We start from the raw sequence: 16,426 nt of genomic DNA, 5'->3' as shown, positions 1-16,426 counted from the left end.
CTTCTGTGCCTATAGAACAAACACCAATAGTGCCGAGGCGGCGTTCATTTTTTCCATTCGGGCCCAGACCCAGCTAGGGAGCTTAGCCGCCCCCCCCACCACATGGATACGCCGGACGAAGGAATGTATGGACCTTCAGCCAGTGATATATGGGAGGGTTAGCGACCATGTGCGATGTGGGTGATTTCCAAGAGCACGGTCATACACTAATTTACCAACAAATTCCTGTCTGGACAGATGGAAGGATTCTGTACTGGATCAAATTGTTATAGATAACAATTTATGTTTCCGTGAGGTGGGAACGCACCTATCTGGTGATCATTGATAGGATAGAAATACGGAGAAAACAAGAGCATGTGGGAGAATAATTAATTACAAAGAGGGAGGTAAAACATGAAACAAAGCAGCCTGAAACCTGTAGTATACCCGGATTCGATGACGGTTCGTATTGCAGGGATTGTATTTCTCGGATTTATTTTTCAAGTGGTAATAGACAATACCCTGCCAACGTTACAAAACTTTTACGAATCCCGATACGGTGGTGCATATGACGGGGGAATGATACTCCCTCCAGGTGTTATATATGCTTATGTGATATGGATTTTTCCTGTGGCTTTTTATTCTTTTACTATTCCAAAGACTAAGCTGTTTCAAGGTGATTTATTCACTACTGCCGTCATGCTTCCATTAGTATGGATAGACTATCAGGCTCCCGTTGGTTCGAGTAGCGCTTCTAAAACGATCCATGCGTTCCGGCATGCTTTTTTCTCCGTGCCATTCATGTTTATGCTGCACGTATTGCTGCCGGAACCTGCCCCTCTGCCAAAACAGGAAGCCGAGCCCCGAAATCGGCGCTGTTATGCTATGGAGCACTCCAGGTGGTAGGCGGCATGAAATGTTCTAAACTGTCATGTTAAGGGATGGACACGTTTTTTCTTTGCGGCCGTTCGTCTATAATAAAAGGAAAAGACATTCCTGAAGGAGAATGATGAATGAGAGGGGAGGGCGTAAGATGGCGTCAGCGTTTTGAGAACTTCAACAAGGCATACCGCACGCTGATGGAAGCGGTAGAACAGTATCCTGTGTTAAGCACTCTGGAAAAAGAAGGGATGATTCAGCGGTTTGAGTATACCTTTGAATTAGCCTGGAAAACACTGAAGGACTATTTGGAATCCCAAGGGATAGACGTTACATTTCCCAGAGAAGTGCTGAAAACGGCTTATCAACATGACCTGATAGATAACGGTGAGATCTGGTTGGAGATGCTGGAAAGCAGAAATATTCTGGCACATACGTATAATGAAGAACGATTTTATTTAGCGGTAGAAAAAATCAAACACGATTTTTCCCCTGCCATGACTCAAACATTTCAAATCTTGAAGGAGAAATACGATGAATAATTCATTCGGCATAACAGACAAAAGTTATACTTTGATTCAGCAGACGCTGCAGAAGTTTCCGGAAATAGAAACGGTGTATATTTTCGGAAGCCGGGCGCTCGGGTTTCATAAGAAAGGATCGGATATTGATTTGGCTGTAACGGGTGACGCGGTGACGGAAGCGGTAAGAGCGCGGTTAAGCACGGTGCTGAATGAAGAGATTCCGATTCCTTACTTTGTCGATGTCCTTCATTACGAGATGATTACCGAAGAGGCGCTTCAGAAGCATGTTGATCAAGAGGGGAAGCTTTTCTATGAAAAAATCCTGATTTAACGATGTAAAACCATTTGGCAGAACTATATTGTCGTTGTTTCGAATCGTCCCGACGGTTCCGGGGGCGCGTTACAAGCCAATTGGTGCTGCATACAGGCGGAGTAGTGTCGAATACATGCCAAACGCGCAGACTTACATGCCGAATGATAGAAAATACGCACCGCGGGCCGGCAGCACTTCGCCAATATATCAGGAGGTCTTTTTATGCTGGAGGTGGAACCGGGCGGACCGGTCGATCTATTTTTCTATAACTATTTTGTCATTTATCTCTGGGTCCTGCTGTCTGTTGCATTGATTCTATTCATCATTGCGTGGGTGAAACGAAGTTCTGTCATCATGGGGTTGTCTGCGATGTTTAACGTGCCGCATATTATTGTTTTCTTTCTGGGGCCGCAGCCTCTGCTGTACCCGGTTCTGTTTATGGCTGTCGTCATCTGGCAGGTGTACCTGTCTATGACGTTCAGAGTCAAATAGGACCGGACACAGCACGTGATACCAGCCAAATAATGCTATATACAGGCGGAGTAGTGTCGAATACATGCCAAACCAGCAGCAATACATGCCGAATGATAAAAAATACGCACCGCGGGCCTAAGCTGCCTACATAAAAAAACGGAGACCGGGCTCCGTTTTTTCATACCAATTATACAATCCCCTGCTTGATCATGGCGTCGGCTGTTTGGACGAAGCCGGCGATGTTGGCGCCGGAGGCCAGGTCGCCGGAACGGCCGTAGGACTGGGCGGCCTGAGTGCTGTTCTGGTAGATGGTTTTCATGATGTCCTGTAATTTATCGTCGACCTCCTGGAAGGACCATGCCAGGCGGCTGCTGTTCTGGGCCATTTCGAGAGCGGACACAGCGACGCCGCCTGCGTTGACGGCTTTGGCCGGGGCAAACAGAACGCCGGCCTCCTGGAACGTGCGGATCGCCTGCACGGTGGACGGCATATTCGCGCCTTCCCCGACCGCTTTGACGTTGTTCGCCGTCAGCGTCTTCGCTGCTTCTTCGTCAATTTCATTCTGTGTCGCGCAGGGCAGGGCGATGTCGCAGGCTGTCTGCCAGATCGCCGTCGGATTGTCGTGATGCTCGGCGTCCGGATGATAGGAGGTGTAGGCGGACAAGCTATTCCCCTGTCTCTGTTTCACATCCCGCACTGTTTCGATATTTATGCCGTCTTTGTCGTAAATGTACCCGCACGAGTCACTGCACGCCACGACGTGCGCGCCGAGTTCAGCCGTTTTTTCCATCGCGTGGATCGAAACGTTACCCGCACCCGACACGACAACGGTTTGATTCTCGAACGACTGCCCGTGATCTTTCAGCATCTCTTTCATAAAATAAACGGCACCGTAGCCGGTAGCTTCCGAGCGGCCGAGAATACCGCCGTGTTCGATCGCTTTACCCGTGAAAGCGCCCGATTCAAAGCGGCCGCGCAGTTTTTTGTACTCCCCGAACATATAGCCGATTTCTTTCGGACCAACACCGATGTCACCGGCCGGAATGTCGGTATCCGGCCCGATATGGCGGTGCAGTTCATTCATGAAACTCTGGCAGAACCGCATGATTTCGCGGTCGGACCGTCCTTTCGGATTGAAATCAGCGCCGCCTTTCGCTCCGCCGATCGGCTGCTCCGTCAGGGCATTTTTCAAAATCCGTTCGAATCCGAGAAATTTAATCGTTCCGGCGTTAACCGATGGATAAAAGCGTGTGCCGCCTTTGTACGGCCCGAGGGCGCTGTTGAACTGCACGCGGAACCCGCGGTTGATGTGCACGGCCCCCTCATCGTCGACCCGCGGGACACGGAAGGTGATCATCCGCTCCGGTTCCACCATCCGCTCGAGAATATTTTCCTTCCTGTACGCCGGATAAGCTTCAAACACAGGTTCCAGTGCATTAAAAATCTCCCGCACGGCCTGGTGGAATTCATCCTCTCCCGGGTTGCGCTCGACCACCTGCTGATACACGCGGTCTATGTAGGCGCCGGCTTCGGTCTGTTCGTTTTTTTCTCTATGGGTGGTTGTCATGATGGATTCCAGCCTTTCTATTGAAAGTTGTGCTGCCGGAAGAAGTATACCCTTTCTGCCTTGGTGAAAAACACAGCGGGGAAAGGTTTGCCGCAGACAGCAGAGGGAATACTGAGTATAAAAAGAAACGGGAGGCGGGAGCCGTGTTTGATGCGCATATTCATTTGGAACAGTATGATAACCTGGATGAACGGATAAAACGATGGCACGAAGCCGGGGTGGAGCAGGTGACCGCGGTATCCAACGACCTCGCCTCGTCGTACAGGACGCTTGAAATCAAGGAGCGTCATCCTGATGTTGTCAGGGCGGGGTGCGGATTCCACCCGGAACAGCCGCTTCCTGAGACGTCGGAGCGGGAAGAGTGGAAGCATCTCGTGAAGCTCGAGCGGGAGCATATCGCCTGCATCGGTGAAATCGGACTGCCTCATTATGAACTCGGGCATCTCCCGTCGCCGCTCGAAGCCTATCAGGAATTTCTTGCGGAGTGCCTGCTCTTGGCGCGGGATTTGAAGCTGCCGGCTGCGCTGCACGCGGTGCATGACAAAGCTGAGCTGGCATTTGACATTCTGCGCCGGGAAGCGCCGGCTGTCCCCGCCCACTTTCACTGGCTGAAAGCACCGGAGGACGTAGCGGCACGAATCACGAAGGCAGGGTACATGGTGTCGGTCACACCCGAAGTCTGTTACCGGGAGCGGGACCAGCGGCTCGCAGCTGCGGTGCCGCCCGACCAGCTGCTTATCGAAACTGACGGACCGTGGCCGTTCCAGGGACCGTTCGCCGGAATCGAAACCACCCCGGAGCTGCTCCGTGATGTAATCACGACGCTTGCCGGTATAACGGGGGAAAAGAAAGCAGATCTGGCAGCGCGGACTCAGAAGAATGCGGAGCGGATGTACGGAGGCAGGTAGAGAATGAGGGTGTTTGTTGCGTTTAGGATGCGTGGAAGCGGACAAACGTCGTCAAGAATGGCTTATGAAGCACTTTAGAGGGTTCCACACTTCCATAAATGTCATCATGAACGAATCCGGGTTACGTTCAGCCCGGAAATGAAGGGCTAAACGTAACCCGGGGCTCGTGTCGCTGCGTGAACAGTGCGAGGAATAGTCCATAAAGCACTTTAGGGAAGCACGCAGCAGTTAAAACGTCGTTAGGAATGGCTCATGAGACACTTTAGAGGATCCAGCGTCCCCCTAAACGTCGTCAGGAAAGATTCCCAAAGCACTTTAGAGGGTTCCGTACTCCCGTAAACGTCATCATGAACGATTCAATGTTACGTATAGCGGAAAAATGAACGGGCAGACGTAACATAGAGCGAATAAACCGTCTGTTCCCGGCATATGTAAAAAAGCCGGATGTCTATTAAAAAGACATCCGGCTTTTTTATATGATCTTGAAAAATCACACTACGCCCTGGTCAATCATGGCATCGGCGACTTTGAGAAAACCGGCAATGTTGGCACCGGCGGCCAGATTCCCGGATTGACCGTATCTCTCCGCAGCCTCCACGCTGTTCTGATAGATGGTTTTCATAATGTCCTGTAACTTTTCATCCACTTCCTCAAATGTCCAGGAAAGCCTTGTGCTGTTCTGCGCCATTTCAAGGGCGGATACGGCGACGCCGCCTGCATTGACAGCTTTGGCTGGTCCATACAATACATGATTATCCTGGAAGGTATGAATGGCATCCAGCGTGCAGGGCATGTTTGCTCCTTCTCCTACTGCTTTCACGTTGTTCGCGGATAAAAGCTTCGCCGATGTTTCATCCAGTTCATTCTGGGTCGCACACGGCAGGGCGATGTCACAGGGGATAGACCATATGCCGGACACTGTTTCGCCGTACTCGGCATCAGGATGTTCGTTCACATACTCGGCAAGGCTTTCTTTCCGCTCTTCTTTGATGTCCCGGACGGTCTGCAGGTCAATGCCGCCGGGATCATAAATGTACCCGTTTGAATCGCTGCATGCCACAACGTATGCTCCGAGCTGGGCCGCTTTTTCCATTGCATAAATGGATACATTTCCCGAACCGGATACAACGACGGTCTGTCCCTCAAAGGATAGTCCGTTATCTTTGAGCATCTCCTGCATGAAATAGACCGTGCCGTAGCCGGTGGCTTCTGTCCGGCCGATACTTCCGCCGTACGGGAGTCCTTTCCCGGTCAGCGCACCGGCTTCAAAACGCCCGCGGAGCTTTTTGTACTGTCCGAACATATACCCGATTTCTCTGGGGCCGACGCCGATATCACCGGCCGGTACGTCTGTATCCGGTCCGATATGACGGGACAGTTCGGTCATAAAGCTTTGGCAGAAGCGCATGATTTCGGCGTCCGATTTTCCTTTTGGATCAAAATCAGACCCGCCCTTACCGCCGCCGATCGGCTGAGATGTCAGGGCATTTTTGAAAATCTGTTCGAAGCCGAGAAACTTAATGATGCTTGCGTTTACGGTCGGATGGAAACGCAGTCCCCCTTTATACGGCCCGATCGCGCTGTTAAACTGCACCCGGAATCCGCGGTTGACCATCACATTCCCCTGATCATCGACCCAGGGAACCTGGAAGGAAATCGTTCGTTCGGGTTCCACCATTCGTTCGAGGATTCCATGGTCCATATATGCCGGGTTGGCAGCAAGGACCGGAACGAGAGAATCAATGATTTCACGCACGGCCTGGTGGAATTCATTTTCATTTGGATTACGTTTTGTCACGGTGTCAAATACATTGTCCACGTATTGCTGTGCACGGTTTATGTCAGTCTGCGTCGTATTTACGGCAGTCACCATGTCACTATCCCAACCTCTCTTCAACAAAGACAGTATAATGTGTGTATTCTGAAAAATCTGTTACAAAATATTTTATACGTAATAGCTCAATCAAAACAATACGAAGTAGAGATTGGTTTCATGCTTTTTTGAGATAAGGATGAAATAAAGGAAATGGGGTATTTATGTAATAGACAGCCGGCCGGCTTAGAGGGGGGAGGGTTACTGGTTGTCAGATGCAGGTTGAGCCACAGGACGCACATGGTTCGCCCCGTATTTCCGGTTTACCTGTTCTATCCGTTTTCTGCGGAGGGACTCCGACATCTCCGGTTTCGTGTAATCTTCTCGTATGACCTGTTTCTGCCATAATTTCCAGGATGCTTTGTTCACAAGAATTTCTCCTTTCCCAGACAGTACTATGTTGAATCATTGTAAAGGAAACGATTCAGGTGTATTGTAAAAGAGCAGGATTGTTCTAATCAATATAAATAAAAGATAGAACCTATATCAAAATGCGATGAACGGAGAGTCCAACGTGGAAATACGACAGTTGAAATATTTTATGGAAGTAGCCAAACGGGAACACATTACAGAAGCTGCTGAGGAACTGCATGTCGCGCAGTCTGCGGTGAGCCGCCAGATCGGTAATCTCGAGGCGGAACTTGGCGTTGATTTGTTTGTCCGGCAGGGCAGACGGGTGCGTTTAACACCGGTGGGAAGAGTGTTTCTGGAAAGCTCCAAAAAGTCCCTTCAGATGCTGGAAAACGCGACCCAGGAAGTGCAGGAGTATCTGCATCCGCACCGCGGTACCATCCGGATCACGTATCCGATCAGCATGGCGGCGTATACGCTTCCGACCGCGATTTCCTCGTTCCGCCAAACCTATCCGGATGCAAATTTCCATTTGAAACAGAATGTTTACTATGATGTGATCGAAGAAGTGATGAGCGGCGAATTCAATATGGGACTGCTTGCCCCGATTCCCGAGGATCACGACCACGTATACGGACACGTGTTGTTCACCGAAAATGTGATAGTGCTGCTTCCTCAGGACCACGCGCTTGCCGGTGAACCATATGTCACGCTGCATCAGCTCCGGGAAGAATCGTTTATTCTGCTTCCGGAAGGGATGCATTTCCGCGAATTGGTGATTGAAGCGTGCCGGAAGCAGGGATTTGAACCGAAGACGGCCTTTGAGGGGGATGATGTGGATGCGTTAAAAGGGCTTGTATCCGCAGGTCTTGGCATAGCGTTGATACCGGAAGTCACCCTGGTGGATACAACGCCGCGCTACACCGTAAAAAAGAAAATCCGAAACCCGGATGTGACGCGCACCGTTGGCCTGATCACACCGAAGGAACGGGAGCTTCTGCCGACGGAACGGATTTTCTTCGACTTTCTCCATGATTTTTTCTCATCCTTTTAAGAAAGGGAGGAGACGGCGGTGCATGGAAAATCCAGGACGGTCCCGGGATCAGTTACGTTTAGGCTGCGCGGGAAGCGGCCAAACGTCGTTATGAATAGTCCATAAAGCACTTTAGAGAGTTCTGCGCCCGTCTAAACGTCATCATGAATCATGCATAAAGCACTTTAAGGCGTTGAGCGCATTCTTAAACGTCATCATGAATGAATCCAGGCTGCGTTCAGCGAAAAAGGGAACGGACAAACGCAGTATAGAGCGTATGCCGCCGGGGCACCAAGCTGAAAATACAAAAAAATTACAAACAACCGCCCCCTTACAGGAGCGGTTATTTCATCTTACAGTGTTGATTCGTGTTCGACTGCTGTTTTGTCGTTAAAGGTATTCCAATTTAATTTTTTCAAGATACGTGATGACAGTGTACCTGTGAGCATAGAACCATTAACATTCAATGCGGTGCGCCCCATATCGATTAGTGGTTCAATGGAGATTAATAACCCGGCCAGAGCAACCGGCAGCCCCATGGACGAGAGTACAATCAATGCTGCAAATGTGGCACCACCACCGACTCCGGCAACACCAAACGAGCTGATTCCAATGATTAATACCAACTGAATCAAAAAACCTGGTGTGAAAGGATCTATTCCAACAGAAGGTGCGATCATAACAGCAAGCATGGCTGGATAAATTCCTGCACATCCATTTTGCCCGATGGTTGCTCCAAATGAGGCCGACATATTGGCAATGCCCTGATCAACACCAAGGGAATTCTTCTGTGCCTGGATGTTTAATGGAATAGTTCCGGCACTGGAACGGGAGGTAAATGCGAAACTTAAAACCGGGAGTACTTTTTTAAAATAAGTCACTGGGTTCAGTCCAAATACACCAATAAGCACTAAATGAATCAAAAACATAACAAGCAGGGCTGCGTATGACGCAATAACAAATTTACCTAACTGCAGGATTCCTGCCATCTCTGTACTGGCGACAGTTGTGGAAATTAATGACAGTATACCGAATGGTGTTAAGCGTAGAATTAATGTAACGATACGCATGACAACGGAAAAAACGGTATTGACCCCTTTAGTAAACCGCTCTGCTTCTTCTGGATTTTTACGGCGCAATCCTAATACCGCAATGCCGACAATGATAGAAAAGATAACAACGGCTATAACAGACGTTGGACGATCCTGGGTCATATCCTGAAAAATATTGGAGGGAACAAAGCTTAGAATCCTTTCAGGCATGGATTCATCTTCAATATCTCCCAATGTTGATTCTAATACCGATCCCCGTTCCTGTTCAGCCTGGCCGGCCTCAATTTCGCCTGCATTCAGGTCAAAAACGGCAGCACTTCCGACTCCAACGAGAGCGGCCGCCATAGCAGTGGAGACGAGAGATCCGATAATCCAGGCCGACATTTTGCCCAGATCTGATGTTTTTTCCAAATTAATAATCGATTGAATAATAGAAACCATTACGAGTGGAACAACAATCATCATCAACAATTGCACATAACCACTGCCGACAATGTTGTACCATCCTATTGTCCCGGAAAGCACATCGGATCCTGTACCATATACAGCCTGCAGAATGATACCCAATAGGATTCCAAGGCCAAGCCCTGTAAAGACACGTTTACTGAATGAATAATGTTTTTGCTGCATGCGTATCAGAAGTCCAATAAGTGCAATAAGAACAACAACATTTAAAATAATATAGAATGTATTCATCATCATTTCCCCCTTTTTTTATGTTGGATCCAAGTCCTTAACGGTCATGACATTTAAAAGTATGCGTAAAAGTACATTTCCATATCACTATCTTATATCTCCTCCTTTAAACTTATAAATCATATAAATTTAGTCTGCTTTTCAAAATATATTCCATACGATAAAATGTCAATAAAATCTTTTACAATACTCTAAAGGCACATATTGCGGAAAAAGAAACGATATTCAATTTATCCCGGTGGAACAGTGGTAACATAGTTATTCGGCTGGTCGTGGAAAAAGCAAGGAACGGCACGATACAAATCGAACATATAGAACGTGAAACATAAGCAGTAACCATCTCGTCTCTGTGGTAAACGAAAAACAAAAGGATGGCAGAGATGCGCACGTTTTTCAAATTAAATATCTTAAGCCTGCTGTATGGGTGCATGACAGCAGTACCATGTTTACTTTTATACAACACATACCGGATCAATGATCTCATTGGACTCAACACCGGAACGCAGGAGATCCTTTTCATCATTGTCACTTTGATTGTATATATTCTGGGAGCCGTCTCAGGCATTTACCTTACAGCCAAATGGCTGAAGAACCGTGTCATCAATATGTGGGCGGTGCTGCTGTGGTTTCCTTATTGTCTTGTCATTCTCAGAACCTTTGGTTGGATATTTCCAATCACGAATGAAGGATTTGAACCAGGACCGGGCGGTGGATTTATTCTTATTGGCATATTCGCTTTTTCCTCGATCTTTTTATTATTCATCAATATATTCTGTATAGGGAAACGAGTTGTAGAAGAGTGATGGATACCGTACTGACTGTGATAAAAGAAAATGGAAAACACCGCTTCGTGTCCTGCGCTGAAGCGGTGTTTTTTGTGTGCAGTGGGGCAGATGTGGGATTAGTTACGTTTAAGCCACGGGGGAGGCGGCCAAACGTCGTTATGAATGGCTCATAAAGCACTTTAGATAATCCAGCGTCCTCCTAAACGTTATTATGAATAATGCATAAAGCACTTTAGGGGACACCGGGCACTCTTAAACGTCATCATGAACCACCCATAAAGCACTTTAGCCGCCCCATCACTCTACTAAATGGTTCCGGCGGGCAGATGTGGCGTAGAGCCCACCCCGCACATAAAAAAGGGCAGGGAAAGCGTTGCGCTTTCTCCTGCCCTGTCACTATATTTTACTTGCTGCCCCACACGTCGTCGGCGATGCGCTTGACGTGGCGCAGTTTTTCCCACTGCTCTTCTTCGCTCAGAATATTGCCTTCCTCGGTGGAGGCAAAGCCGCACTGCGGGCTCAGGCAGAGCTGATCCCGGTTCACGTATTCGGCCGCTTCGTCGATACGTTTCTTTACATCCTCGGGATCTTCGAGCTCGCCGAATTTCGACGTGACAAGACCGAGCACGATATAGAGATCGGAGCGGTTCACGAAGCGGAGCGGTTCAAAGCCGCCGGCGCGGTCGGTGTCGTACTCAAGGAACAGCCCGTCCACGTTCAGTTTCTGGAAAATAGTCTCCGCTACTCGTTCATAACCGCCGGACTCAATCCAGGCGGAGCGGAAGTTGCCGCGGCAGATATGCATCGTGATGGTCATATCATCCGGGCGGTCCGCGATGGCGTCATTGATGGTTTTGGCGTACCAGCTCTTAATGTCTTCCGGATCTACGCCTTCCCCGAAAATCTCTGCGTCATGATTTTCCGAGCAGAAATGCGACCAGGACGTGTCGTCGAGCTGCAGGTAACGGCAGCCTTCGTCGTAAAACGCCTGGATCGCTTTTTTGTAAGCCTGGGCCAGATCATGGAAAAACGACGCCAGGTCCTCATACGCACTTTCGGCGAATTCGGTGCGGAAATGAAGCATACTCGGACTTGGAATCGTCATCTTCGCCTCATGGTCACCGGCTATGCTTTTGAGAAAACGGAAATCGTCAATCATGGAGTGTTCGTTGAAATCAATATTTCCAACAATCCGGATGGCGCGTGCTTTCGTCTCGACCCCTTTAAATGGAATACCGGATTCGGCTTCATACTCTTCCACCCCGTCGAGTTCGGCGAGAAAATCATAATGCCACCAGCCGCGGCGGAATTCGCCGTCGGTCACAGCGGGAATACCGGCTTCTTTCTGTTTTTCTACGATTTTCGTAATCTCTTGATCTTCGATATCACGAAGCGCCTGTTTATCGATATCCCCGTTTTCAAAACGCTCCCGCGCGTCTTTGATAGGTTCCGTCCGAAGCAGACTTCCGACATGATCGGCGCGGAACGGAGGCTTTGTTGATGTAATACTCATGACTATCCCTTCCTTCTCCTGAAAAGTTTCCACCCTATTGTAACACGTTAAAGACGAAAATCGTACGAAAAATCAGAACCATATTTAAAGGAGAAAAAATGTCCCGCGGATCAGGTATTGTTCATATGCGTGCGATAGAATGCTTTTCGGAATTCAGTCGGTGTCATGTTTTCATATTTTTTGAACATCTTCATGAAATATTTCTCATCCTCGATGCCAAGCGCCGCCGCTACTTCTTTCACACTGTTGTTCGTGCGGGTCAGCAGCTCTTTCGCTTTGGAAATTTTAAGCAGATGGATGTATTCACTCAGATTCATCCCGATTTTGGATTTAAACAACCGTGACAAATAGTTTTTGTTGTAGTTGAACTGCTCCGCCACTTTTCCCACCGTGATATCTTCAAACGCATGAACCCGCGTCCATTCCATGATTCTAACCAGGTGATGATCCATTTGATTGTCTTTCAAATCATAATAGAAATTGGTGATATTCTGCTCGGACAGCTCAATGAGCAGCGACGTCAGTAAATAATGGACGCTTGTCGAGGTGTAGTAATTGGAGTTGTCAATGTGAAGCAGCTGCTGAAACAAAATATTGACGCGGTCCGATACAGCGCCGTGAAAATACTGCGGCAGGTAAATGTCGGAAATCGCGCTTTGGGTATCGGGGTTTTTTCTTAACCGGGATATCTCCTGATCCATTTCTTCATTGCTGATGTGATACACCGGCGAGGGGGATAAAAAGTGGACCCAGTAAAACGAAAGACCGGGGGTACACGGACAGAATCCTTCGTGGATCTGATCTGGCAGCACGAGCATCGCCTGTCCGGGTTCGATGTTGTATTTCTGGTCCGACTGCTTCATATACAGCGTATCGTTCACACCGATAATCAGCTCATAACTGTCGATGACTCTTTTTTCATGCGTCCACGGTTTACTTGAGATAAACTGCCCGGCTGAAATAAATTCCAGTGGTTTTTTTGTGCTTGTTTTGATATGCATCGTATTCTCCTTTGCACATATAGTAAGAAAAATACACCTATTCTTCCATATGAACTACCGACACCGTCACACGGTAGTGATATGATTTCGTTAGAAGGATAAGCCGCAATGACATATCAGGCGGTTCCAGGTACGGCGGCGCCTGGAATCCGGTGAATGTCCGGGTCATTATATTCCACTTATTCTTTTATCTATTACTAGAAAGGGGATTTGCCCAATGACAAAAATGACAGCGCTATCAATATCAAATATAACATTTTCAGATAATTTGTGGAAGAAGAGACAGCAGCTCGTTAGAGAATCGGTCATTCCTTATCAGTGGGACACATTGAATGACAATGTTCCCGGGGTGGAACCGAGTCATACGCTCGAAAACTTCAGGATAGCAGCAGGGCTTTCGGACGGGACGTATTACGGCATGGTGTTTCAGGACAGTGATTTGTACAAATGGCTGGAAACGGTCGGGTATTCGTTATCGATGAAACGGACGGAGGAATTGGAAAAAAAGGCGGATGAAGCGATTGATTTAGTCGCGGCCGCTCAGGAGGAGAACGGCTATATCCACACGTATCACCAGTGCGTGAGGCCTGATAAAAAGTGGACGAATCTCCGCGATGATCACGAACTGTACTGCGCTGGACATCTGATGGAAGCGGCCGTTGCCTACTTTGATGCCACTGGGAAGACAGTACTTTTAAACACTGCCTGCCGGTTTGCCGATCTCATCTCAGACCTGTTCGGACCGGGTGAAAACCAAATGAAAGGGTACCCCGGCCATCCGGAAATAGAGCTTGCGCTGCTGAAACTGTATAAAGCAACGGACAACATTAAATATCTGAATAGTAGCAAATTTTTCATTGATGAAAGAGGGAAACAGCCGCACTATTTTGAATGGGAAGCCGCGCAGCGGAACGACAACAAAGGGACGCCGCCTTCTTATTCCCAGTCCCATCTGCCAATCAGAGAGCAGTCGAGCATAGAAGGGCACGCGGTCCGCGCCGTTTATCTTTATACAGCGGTAGCGGAACTGGCGGCGGAAACAGGGGATCCTGAACTGGTGGAAGCGAGTAAACGCGTCTGGAGGAATATGACGAGTAAGCGGATGTATGTAACGGGCGGGATCGGTTCGTCCCATTATCATGAATCGTTTTCGTTTGATTACGACCTGCCGAGCGACAGAGCCTATACCGAAACGTGCGCGTCCGTGGGGCTCGTCTTCTGGGCCGACCGGATGCTGAAACTGACAGAGGATGCCTCTTACGGGGATGTGATGGAGAGAACCATCTATAACGGTCTCCTCTCCGGCATGTCGCTGGACGGTACGAAGTATTTCTACGTGAATCCGCTTGAGGTGTGGCCCGAAGCTGTGAAAACCCGGAATGATTTATCCGACACGGCACTGGAGCGCCAGGGTTGGTTTGTGTGCGCGTGCTGCCCGCCTAATATCGCTCGTTTCATCAGTTCGTTCGGGGATTATGTCTACGCCTGGAAGCAGGACAGAAAGGAACTGCAGGTTAACCTGTATGCCGCCGGGGACGCAGTATTTTCAACGGATACGGAGAACATCCGTGTCCGGCAGACAACGGAGTATCCGTGGGGCGAACACGTATCCTTTACGATAGATTCGGACAAAGGGGGTGTGGAGCTGACGCTTGCCCTGCGTATACCGGGCTGGTGCCGGAATCCGGAATTAAAAGTGAATGGCGAAACGGTGAACCTTGAGGACATCACAGAAAACGGGTACGCCAAAGTGAACAGATACTGGCAAAAAGAAGATGACGTGACGCTGTTTCTGCCAATGGAAGTGGAATGGATCCGTGCCGACACAAGGGTGCGGGAAAACATCGGAAAAACAGCGCTGCAGAGGGGACCGATGGTGTACTGCCTGGAAGAAGAGGACAACGGCAGCAATCTACAGGAAATTCTTGTGTCGGACGAAAGCCCGTGTGACGTGACGTTTGAAGAAAATGAGCTGGGAGGAGTCGCCGTGATCACCGGGCGGGGGTACCGGGAAACACTGCACGGCGATGCATTGTATACGACACGCCGTCCTCATAGAGAGCCGGTTACGTTCAAAGCTGTTCCTTATTTTTCATGGGCCAACCGAACGCCGGGGGAGATGAGAGTCTGGCTCCGGGAAGCGAAGGACGACTAAAAAAGGAGGGTTATCATGCGTACAATGAAAATGGTTGTTATCTTTCTTGCTGTAGTGTTGGTGGCAGGAGCATGTTCTTCAGGTGCTGGAAACGACGGGGGAAGTGAAGGAGGAGAAAACAGCAGTGACGCCGTGACGCTTCATATGGCGAAATTGGAAAGCGATCCGAACGGCATGATGGAAGAAGCCAGGCAGCGGTTCAACGAACAACATGACGATATCCAGGTGGAATACGTGGAAATGTCGAATAACGCGTCGGAAATGCACGACCAAACCGTGACGCAGCTGACAGCCAAGTCCGACAATCTGGACATTGTGAACCTGGACGTCGTATGGGTGGCGGAATTCGCCGAAGCAGGCTGGCTGAAACCGCTCGATGAATTGTTCACCGAAGACATGCAGTCCAATTATATCGAGCGTCAGGTGGAAGCGATGAAATACGATGGTAACATCTGGGCGGTCCCCTGGTTTAATGATCTTCATCCTCTATGGTACAGACAGGACTTGTTGGAAAAATACAATCGTGATGTGCCGGAAACGTATACCGAAGCAGTGGAAACCGCTCAATTGATTCAGGAAGAAGAAGGAATGCAGGGATTCTCCATGCACTGGGGACGTTCCGAGCAGCTGATTGTGAGTTTTACCGAATTCCTTCACTCGAAGGGCGGCAGCTTCTTTGATGAGCAGGGGAACGTCACGATAAACAGTCCGGAAGCGGTGGAAGCCCTGCAGTTTATGGTGGACATGATTGAAGAGTACGAAGTCGTTTCCCCGTCCGCAATAGGCAATTCCACGCCGGATGACGCCCGGATTCCGTTTACGCAGGGGCAATCCGTCTTCCACCCGAACTGGGGGTATGTATACAGCGTGAATCAGGCCGATGATTCTCCCGTGAAAGATAAAACATGGGTCGCGAGCAATCCTGGTTTTGAAGGCGGACAAAAAGCCAACGCCGTAGGAGGATGGAACTTCGCGATTGCCAAGCACACCGAGCACGCTGAAGAAGCGTGGCAGGTTATAGAATGGTTCACCTCTTTTGAAAACCAGAAAAAAGTATTACTCGGAGGCGGCCAGGTCGGCACCCACCTTGATCTTTATGAAGATGAAGAAGTTCTGGAAGCCAATCCCTATCTTGAAGAATATCTGACGGTGTTTGAGCATGCTTCAACCAGACCAACCCACCCGCAGTATGCCCAGGTGTCCGATATCGCGCAGTCTCATATTCACGAAGCATTGAATGGAGACGTGTCCCCGCAGGAAGCATTGGATGCCCTGGCATCGGAACTGAAAGAGTTGAACTAAGCAGTCGGAAGAAAAAAATAA

Annotated in this window: 15 protein-coding genes; 9 read left to right on the top strand and 6 right to left on the bottom strand. The window is 49.0% G+C overall.

From position 1 onward, the window contains the following. The first annotated feature begins 393 nt into the window (after nt 1–393). The 4 genes from BM124_RS16830 to BM124_RS16815 all read left to right on the top strand — a co-directional run bounded on the left by BM124_RS16830 (nt 394) and on the right by BM124_RS16815 (nt 2,187). Nucleotides 394–885, top strand: coding sequence for a hypothetical protein (locus BM124_RS16830; RefSeq protein ID WP_093339264.1), 492 nt, complete (start codon nt 394–396; stop codon nt 883–885). A gap of 107 nt (nt 886–992) precedes the next feature. Further along, nucleotides 993–1,400 (top strand): nucleotidyltransferase substrate binding protein, encoded by a 408-nt coding sequence (locus tag BM124_RS16825; RefSeq protein ID WP_093339263.1) that lies wholly within the window; start codon nt 993–995, stop codon nt 1,398–1,400. Next, on the top strand, nt 1,393–1,713 hold the full coding sequence (locus BM124_RS16820; RefSeq protein ID WP_093339261.1) for a nucleotidyltransferase domain-containing protein: 321 nt from the start codon (nt 1,393–1,395) through the stop codon (nt 1,711–1,713). Before BM124_RS16825 ends, BM124_RS16820 begins: the two co-directional genes overlap by 8 nt. 204 nt (nt 1,714–1,917) lie before the next feature. Further along, a complete protein-coding gene (locus BM124_RS16815) occupies nt 1,918–2,187 on the top strand; it encodes a hypothetical protein (protein WP_093339259.1) in 270 nt (89 codons plus the stop codon). Between the two features lie 169 nt (nt 2,188–2,356). Here the strand turns inward: BM124_RS16815 and gdhA (BM124_RS16810) are convergent, their stop codons facing one another. Next, on the bottom strand, nt 2,357–3,736 hold the full coding sequence (gdhA, locus tag BM124_RS16810; RefSeq protein WP_093339257.1) for an NADP-specific glutamate dehydrogenase: 1,380 nt from the start codon (nt 3,734–3,736) through the stop codon (nt 2,357–2,359). Between the two features lie 29 nt (nt 3,737–3,765). Between gdhA (BM124_RS16810) and BM124_RS16805 the strand changes: the two genes are divergently transcribed. Continuing rightward, complete coding sequence (locus BM124_RS16805) at nt 3,766–4,644, top strand: TatD family hydrolase (RefSeq protein WP_244504386.1); 879 nt, start codon at nt 3,766–3,768, stop codon at nt 4,642–4,644. A gap of 490 nt (nt 4,645–5,134) precedes the next feature. Here BM124_RS16805 and gdhA (BM124_RS16800) read toward each other — a convergent pair whose 3' ends face one another. After that, entirely contained in the window at nt 5,135–6,517 is a 1,383-nt protein-coding gene (gene gdhA / locus BM124_RS16800) for an NADP-specific glutamate dehydrogenase (protein WP_093339255.1), read from the bottom strand. A 201-nt stretch (nt 6,518–6,718) separates the two neighbouring features. Continuing rightward, entirely contained in the window at nt 6,719–6,886 is a 168-nt protein-coding gene (locus tag BM124_RS19070) for a hypothetical protein (RefSeq protein ID WP_170841199.1), read from the bottom strand. Between the two features lie 145 nt (nt 6,887–7,031). Between BM124_RS19070 and gltC the strand changes: the two genes are divergently transcribed. Further along, nucleotides 7,032–7,922 carry a glutamate biosynthesis transcriptional regulator GltC gene (gene gltC / locus BM124_RS16795; RefSeq protein WP_093339254.1) on the top strand — a complete coding sequence of 297 codons (891 nt, stop codon included), beginning with the start codon at nt 7,032–7,034 and terminating at the stop codon, nt 7,920–7,922. A 332-nt stretch (nt 7,923–8,254) separates the two neighbouring features. On the opposite strand, the gene BM124_RS16790 is transcribed toward gltC, so the two are convergent. Further along, the gene (locus BM124_RS16790) at nt 8,255–9,649 is read right to left on the bottom strand and encodes an L-cystine transporter (RefSeq protein ID WP_093339252.1); all 1,395 of its coding nucleotides are present in this window, start codon (nt 9,647–9,649) and stop codon (nt 8,255–8,257) included. 380 nt (nt 9,650–10,029) lie between these two features. Between BM124_RS16790 and BM124_RS16785 the strand changes: the two genes are divergently transcribed. After that, the gene (locus BM124_RS16785) at nt 10,030–10,452 is read left to right on the top strand and encodes a hypothetical protein (protein WP_093339251.1); all 423 of its coding nucleotides are present in this window, start codon (nt 10,030–10,032) and stop codon (nt 10,450–10,452) included. Nucleotides 10,453–10,837: 385 nt separating this feature from the next. On the opposite strand, the gene BM124_RS16780 is transcribed toward BM124_RS16785, so the two are convergent. Both BM124_RS16780 and BM124_RS16775 read right to left on the bottom strand, forming a co-directional pair. Continuing rightward, the gene (locus BM124_RS16780) at nt 10,838–11,947 is read right to left on the bottom strand and encodes a 5-methyltetrahydropteroyltriglutamate--homocysteine S-methyltransferase (RefSeq protein WP_093339249.1); all 1,110 of its coding nucleotides are present in this window, start codon (nt 11,945–11,947) and stop codon (nt 10,838–10,840) included. A 110-nt stretch (nt 11,948–12,057) separates the two neighbouring features. Further along, the gene (locus BM124_RS16775) at nt 12,058–12,948 is read right to left on the bottom strand and encodes a helix-turn-helix domain-containing protein (protein WP_093339248.1); all 891 of its coding nucleotides are present in this window, start codon (nt 12,946–12,948) and stop codon (nt 12,058–12,060) included. 217 nt (nt 12,949–13,165) lie between these two features. On the opposite strand from BM124_RS16775, the gene BM124_RS16770 reads away from it, so the two are divergent. Further along, nucleotides 13,166–15,103 carry a glycoside hydrolase family 127 protein gene (locus BM124_RS16770; protein ID WP_093339246.1) on the top strand — a complete coding sequence of 646 codons (1,938 nt, stop codon included), beginning with the start codon at nt 13,166–13,168 and terminating at the stop codon, nt 15,101–15,103. A gap of 15 nt (nt 15,104–15,118) precedes the next feature. Further along, complete coding sequence (locus BM124_RS16765) at nt 15,119–16,405, top strand: ABC transporter substrate-binding protein (RefSeq protein ID WP_093339245.1); 1,287 nt, start codon at nt 15,119–15,121, stop codon at nt 16,403–16,405. Nucleotides 16,406–16,426: the final 21 nt, after the last annotated feature.

This window comes from Salibacterium halotolerans (genome assembly GCF_900115625.1).
Lineage (GTDB): Bacteria > Bacillota > Bacilli > Bacillales > Marinococcaceae > Salibacterium > Salibacterium halotolerans.
This window is presented reverse-complemented; position numbering and strand designations above follow the sequence as displayed.

What these genes read in the sequence shown, in the direction of transcription:
- BM124_RS16825 (WP_093339263.1), top strand. Translation starts at nt 993, where the DNA reads ATGAGAGGGGAGGGCGTAAGATGGCGTCAGCGTTTTGAGAACTTCAAC.
- BM124_RS16815 (WP_093339259.1), top strand. Translation starts at nt 1,918, where the DNA reads ATGCTGGAGGTGGAACCGGGCGGACCGGTCGATCTATTTTTCTATAAC.
- BM124_RS16820 (WP_093339261.1), top strand. Translation starts at nt 1,393, where the DNA reads ATGAATAATTCATTCGGCATAACAGACAAAAGTTATACTTTGATTCAG.
- BM124_RS16775 (WP_093339248.1), bottom strand. Translation starts at nt 12,948, where the DNA reads ATGCATATCAAAACAAGCACAAAAAAACCACTGGAATTTATTTCAGCC.
- BM124_RS16780 (WP_093339249.1), bottom strand. Translation starts at nt 11,947, where the DNA reads ATGAGTATTACATCAACAAAGCCTCCGTTCCGCGCCGATCATGTCGGA.
- BM124_RS16770 (WP_093339246.1), top strand. Translation starts at nt 13,166, where the DNA reads ATGACAAAAATGACAGCGCTATCAATATCAAATATAACATTTTCAGAT.
- BM124_RS16765 (WP_093339245.1), top strand. Translation starts at nt 15,119, where the DNA reads ATGCGTACAATGAAAATGGTTGTTATCTTTCTTGCTGTAGTGTTGGTG.
- BM124_RS16790 (WP_093339252.1), bottom strand. Translation starts at nt 9,649, where the DNA reads ATGAATACATTCTATATTATTTTAAATGTTGTTGTTCTTATTGCACTT.
- BM124_RS16830 (WP_093339264.1), top strand. Translation starts at nt 394, where the DNA reads ATGAAACAAAGCAGCCTGAAACCTGTAGTATACCCGGATTCGATGACG.
- gdhA (WP_093339257.1), bottom strand. Translation starts at nt 3,736, where the DNA reads ATGACAACCACCCATAGAGAAAAAAACGAACAGACCGAAGCCGGCGCC.
- gdhA (WP_093339255.1), bottom strand. Translation starts at nt 6,517, where the DNA reads ATGGTGACTGCCGTAAATACGACGCAGACTGACATAAACCGTGCACAG.
- BM124_RS16785 (WP_093339251.1), top strand. Translation starts at nt 10,030, where the DNA reads ATGCGCACGTTTTTCAAATTAAATATCTTAAGCCTGCTGTATGGGTGC.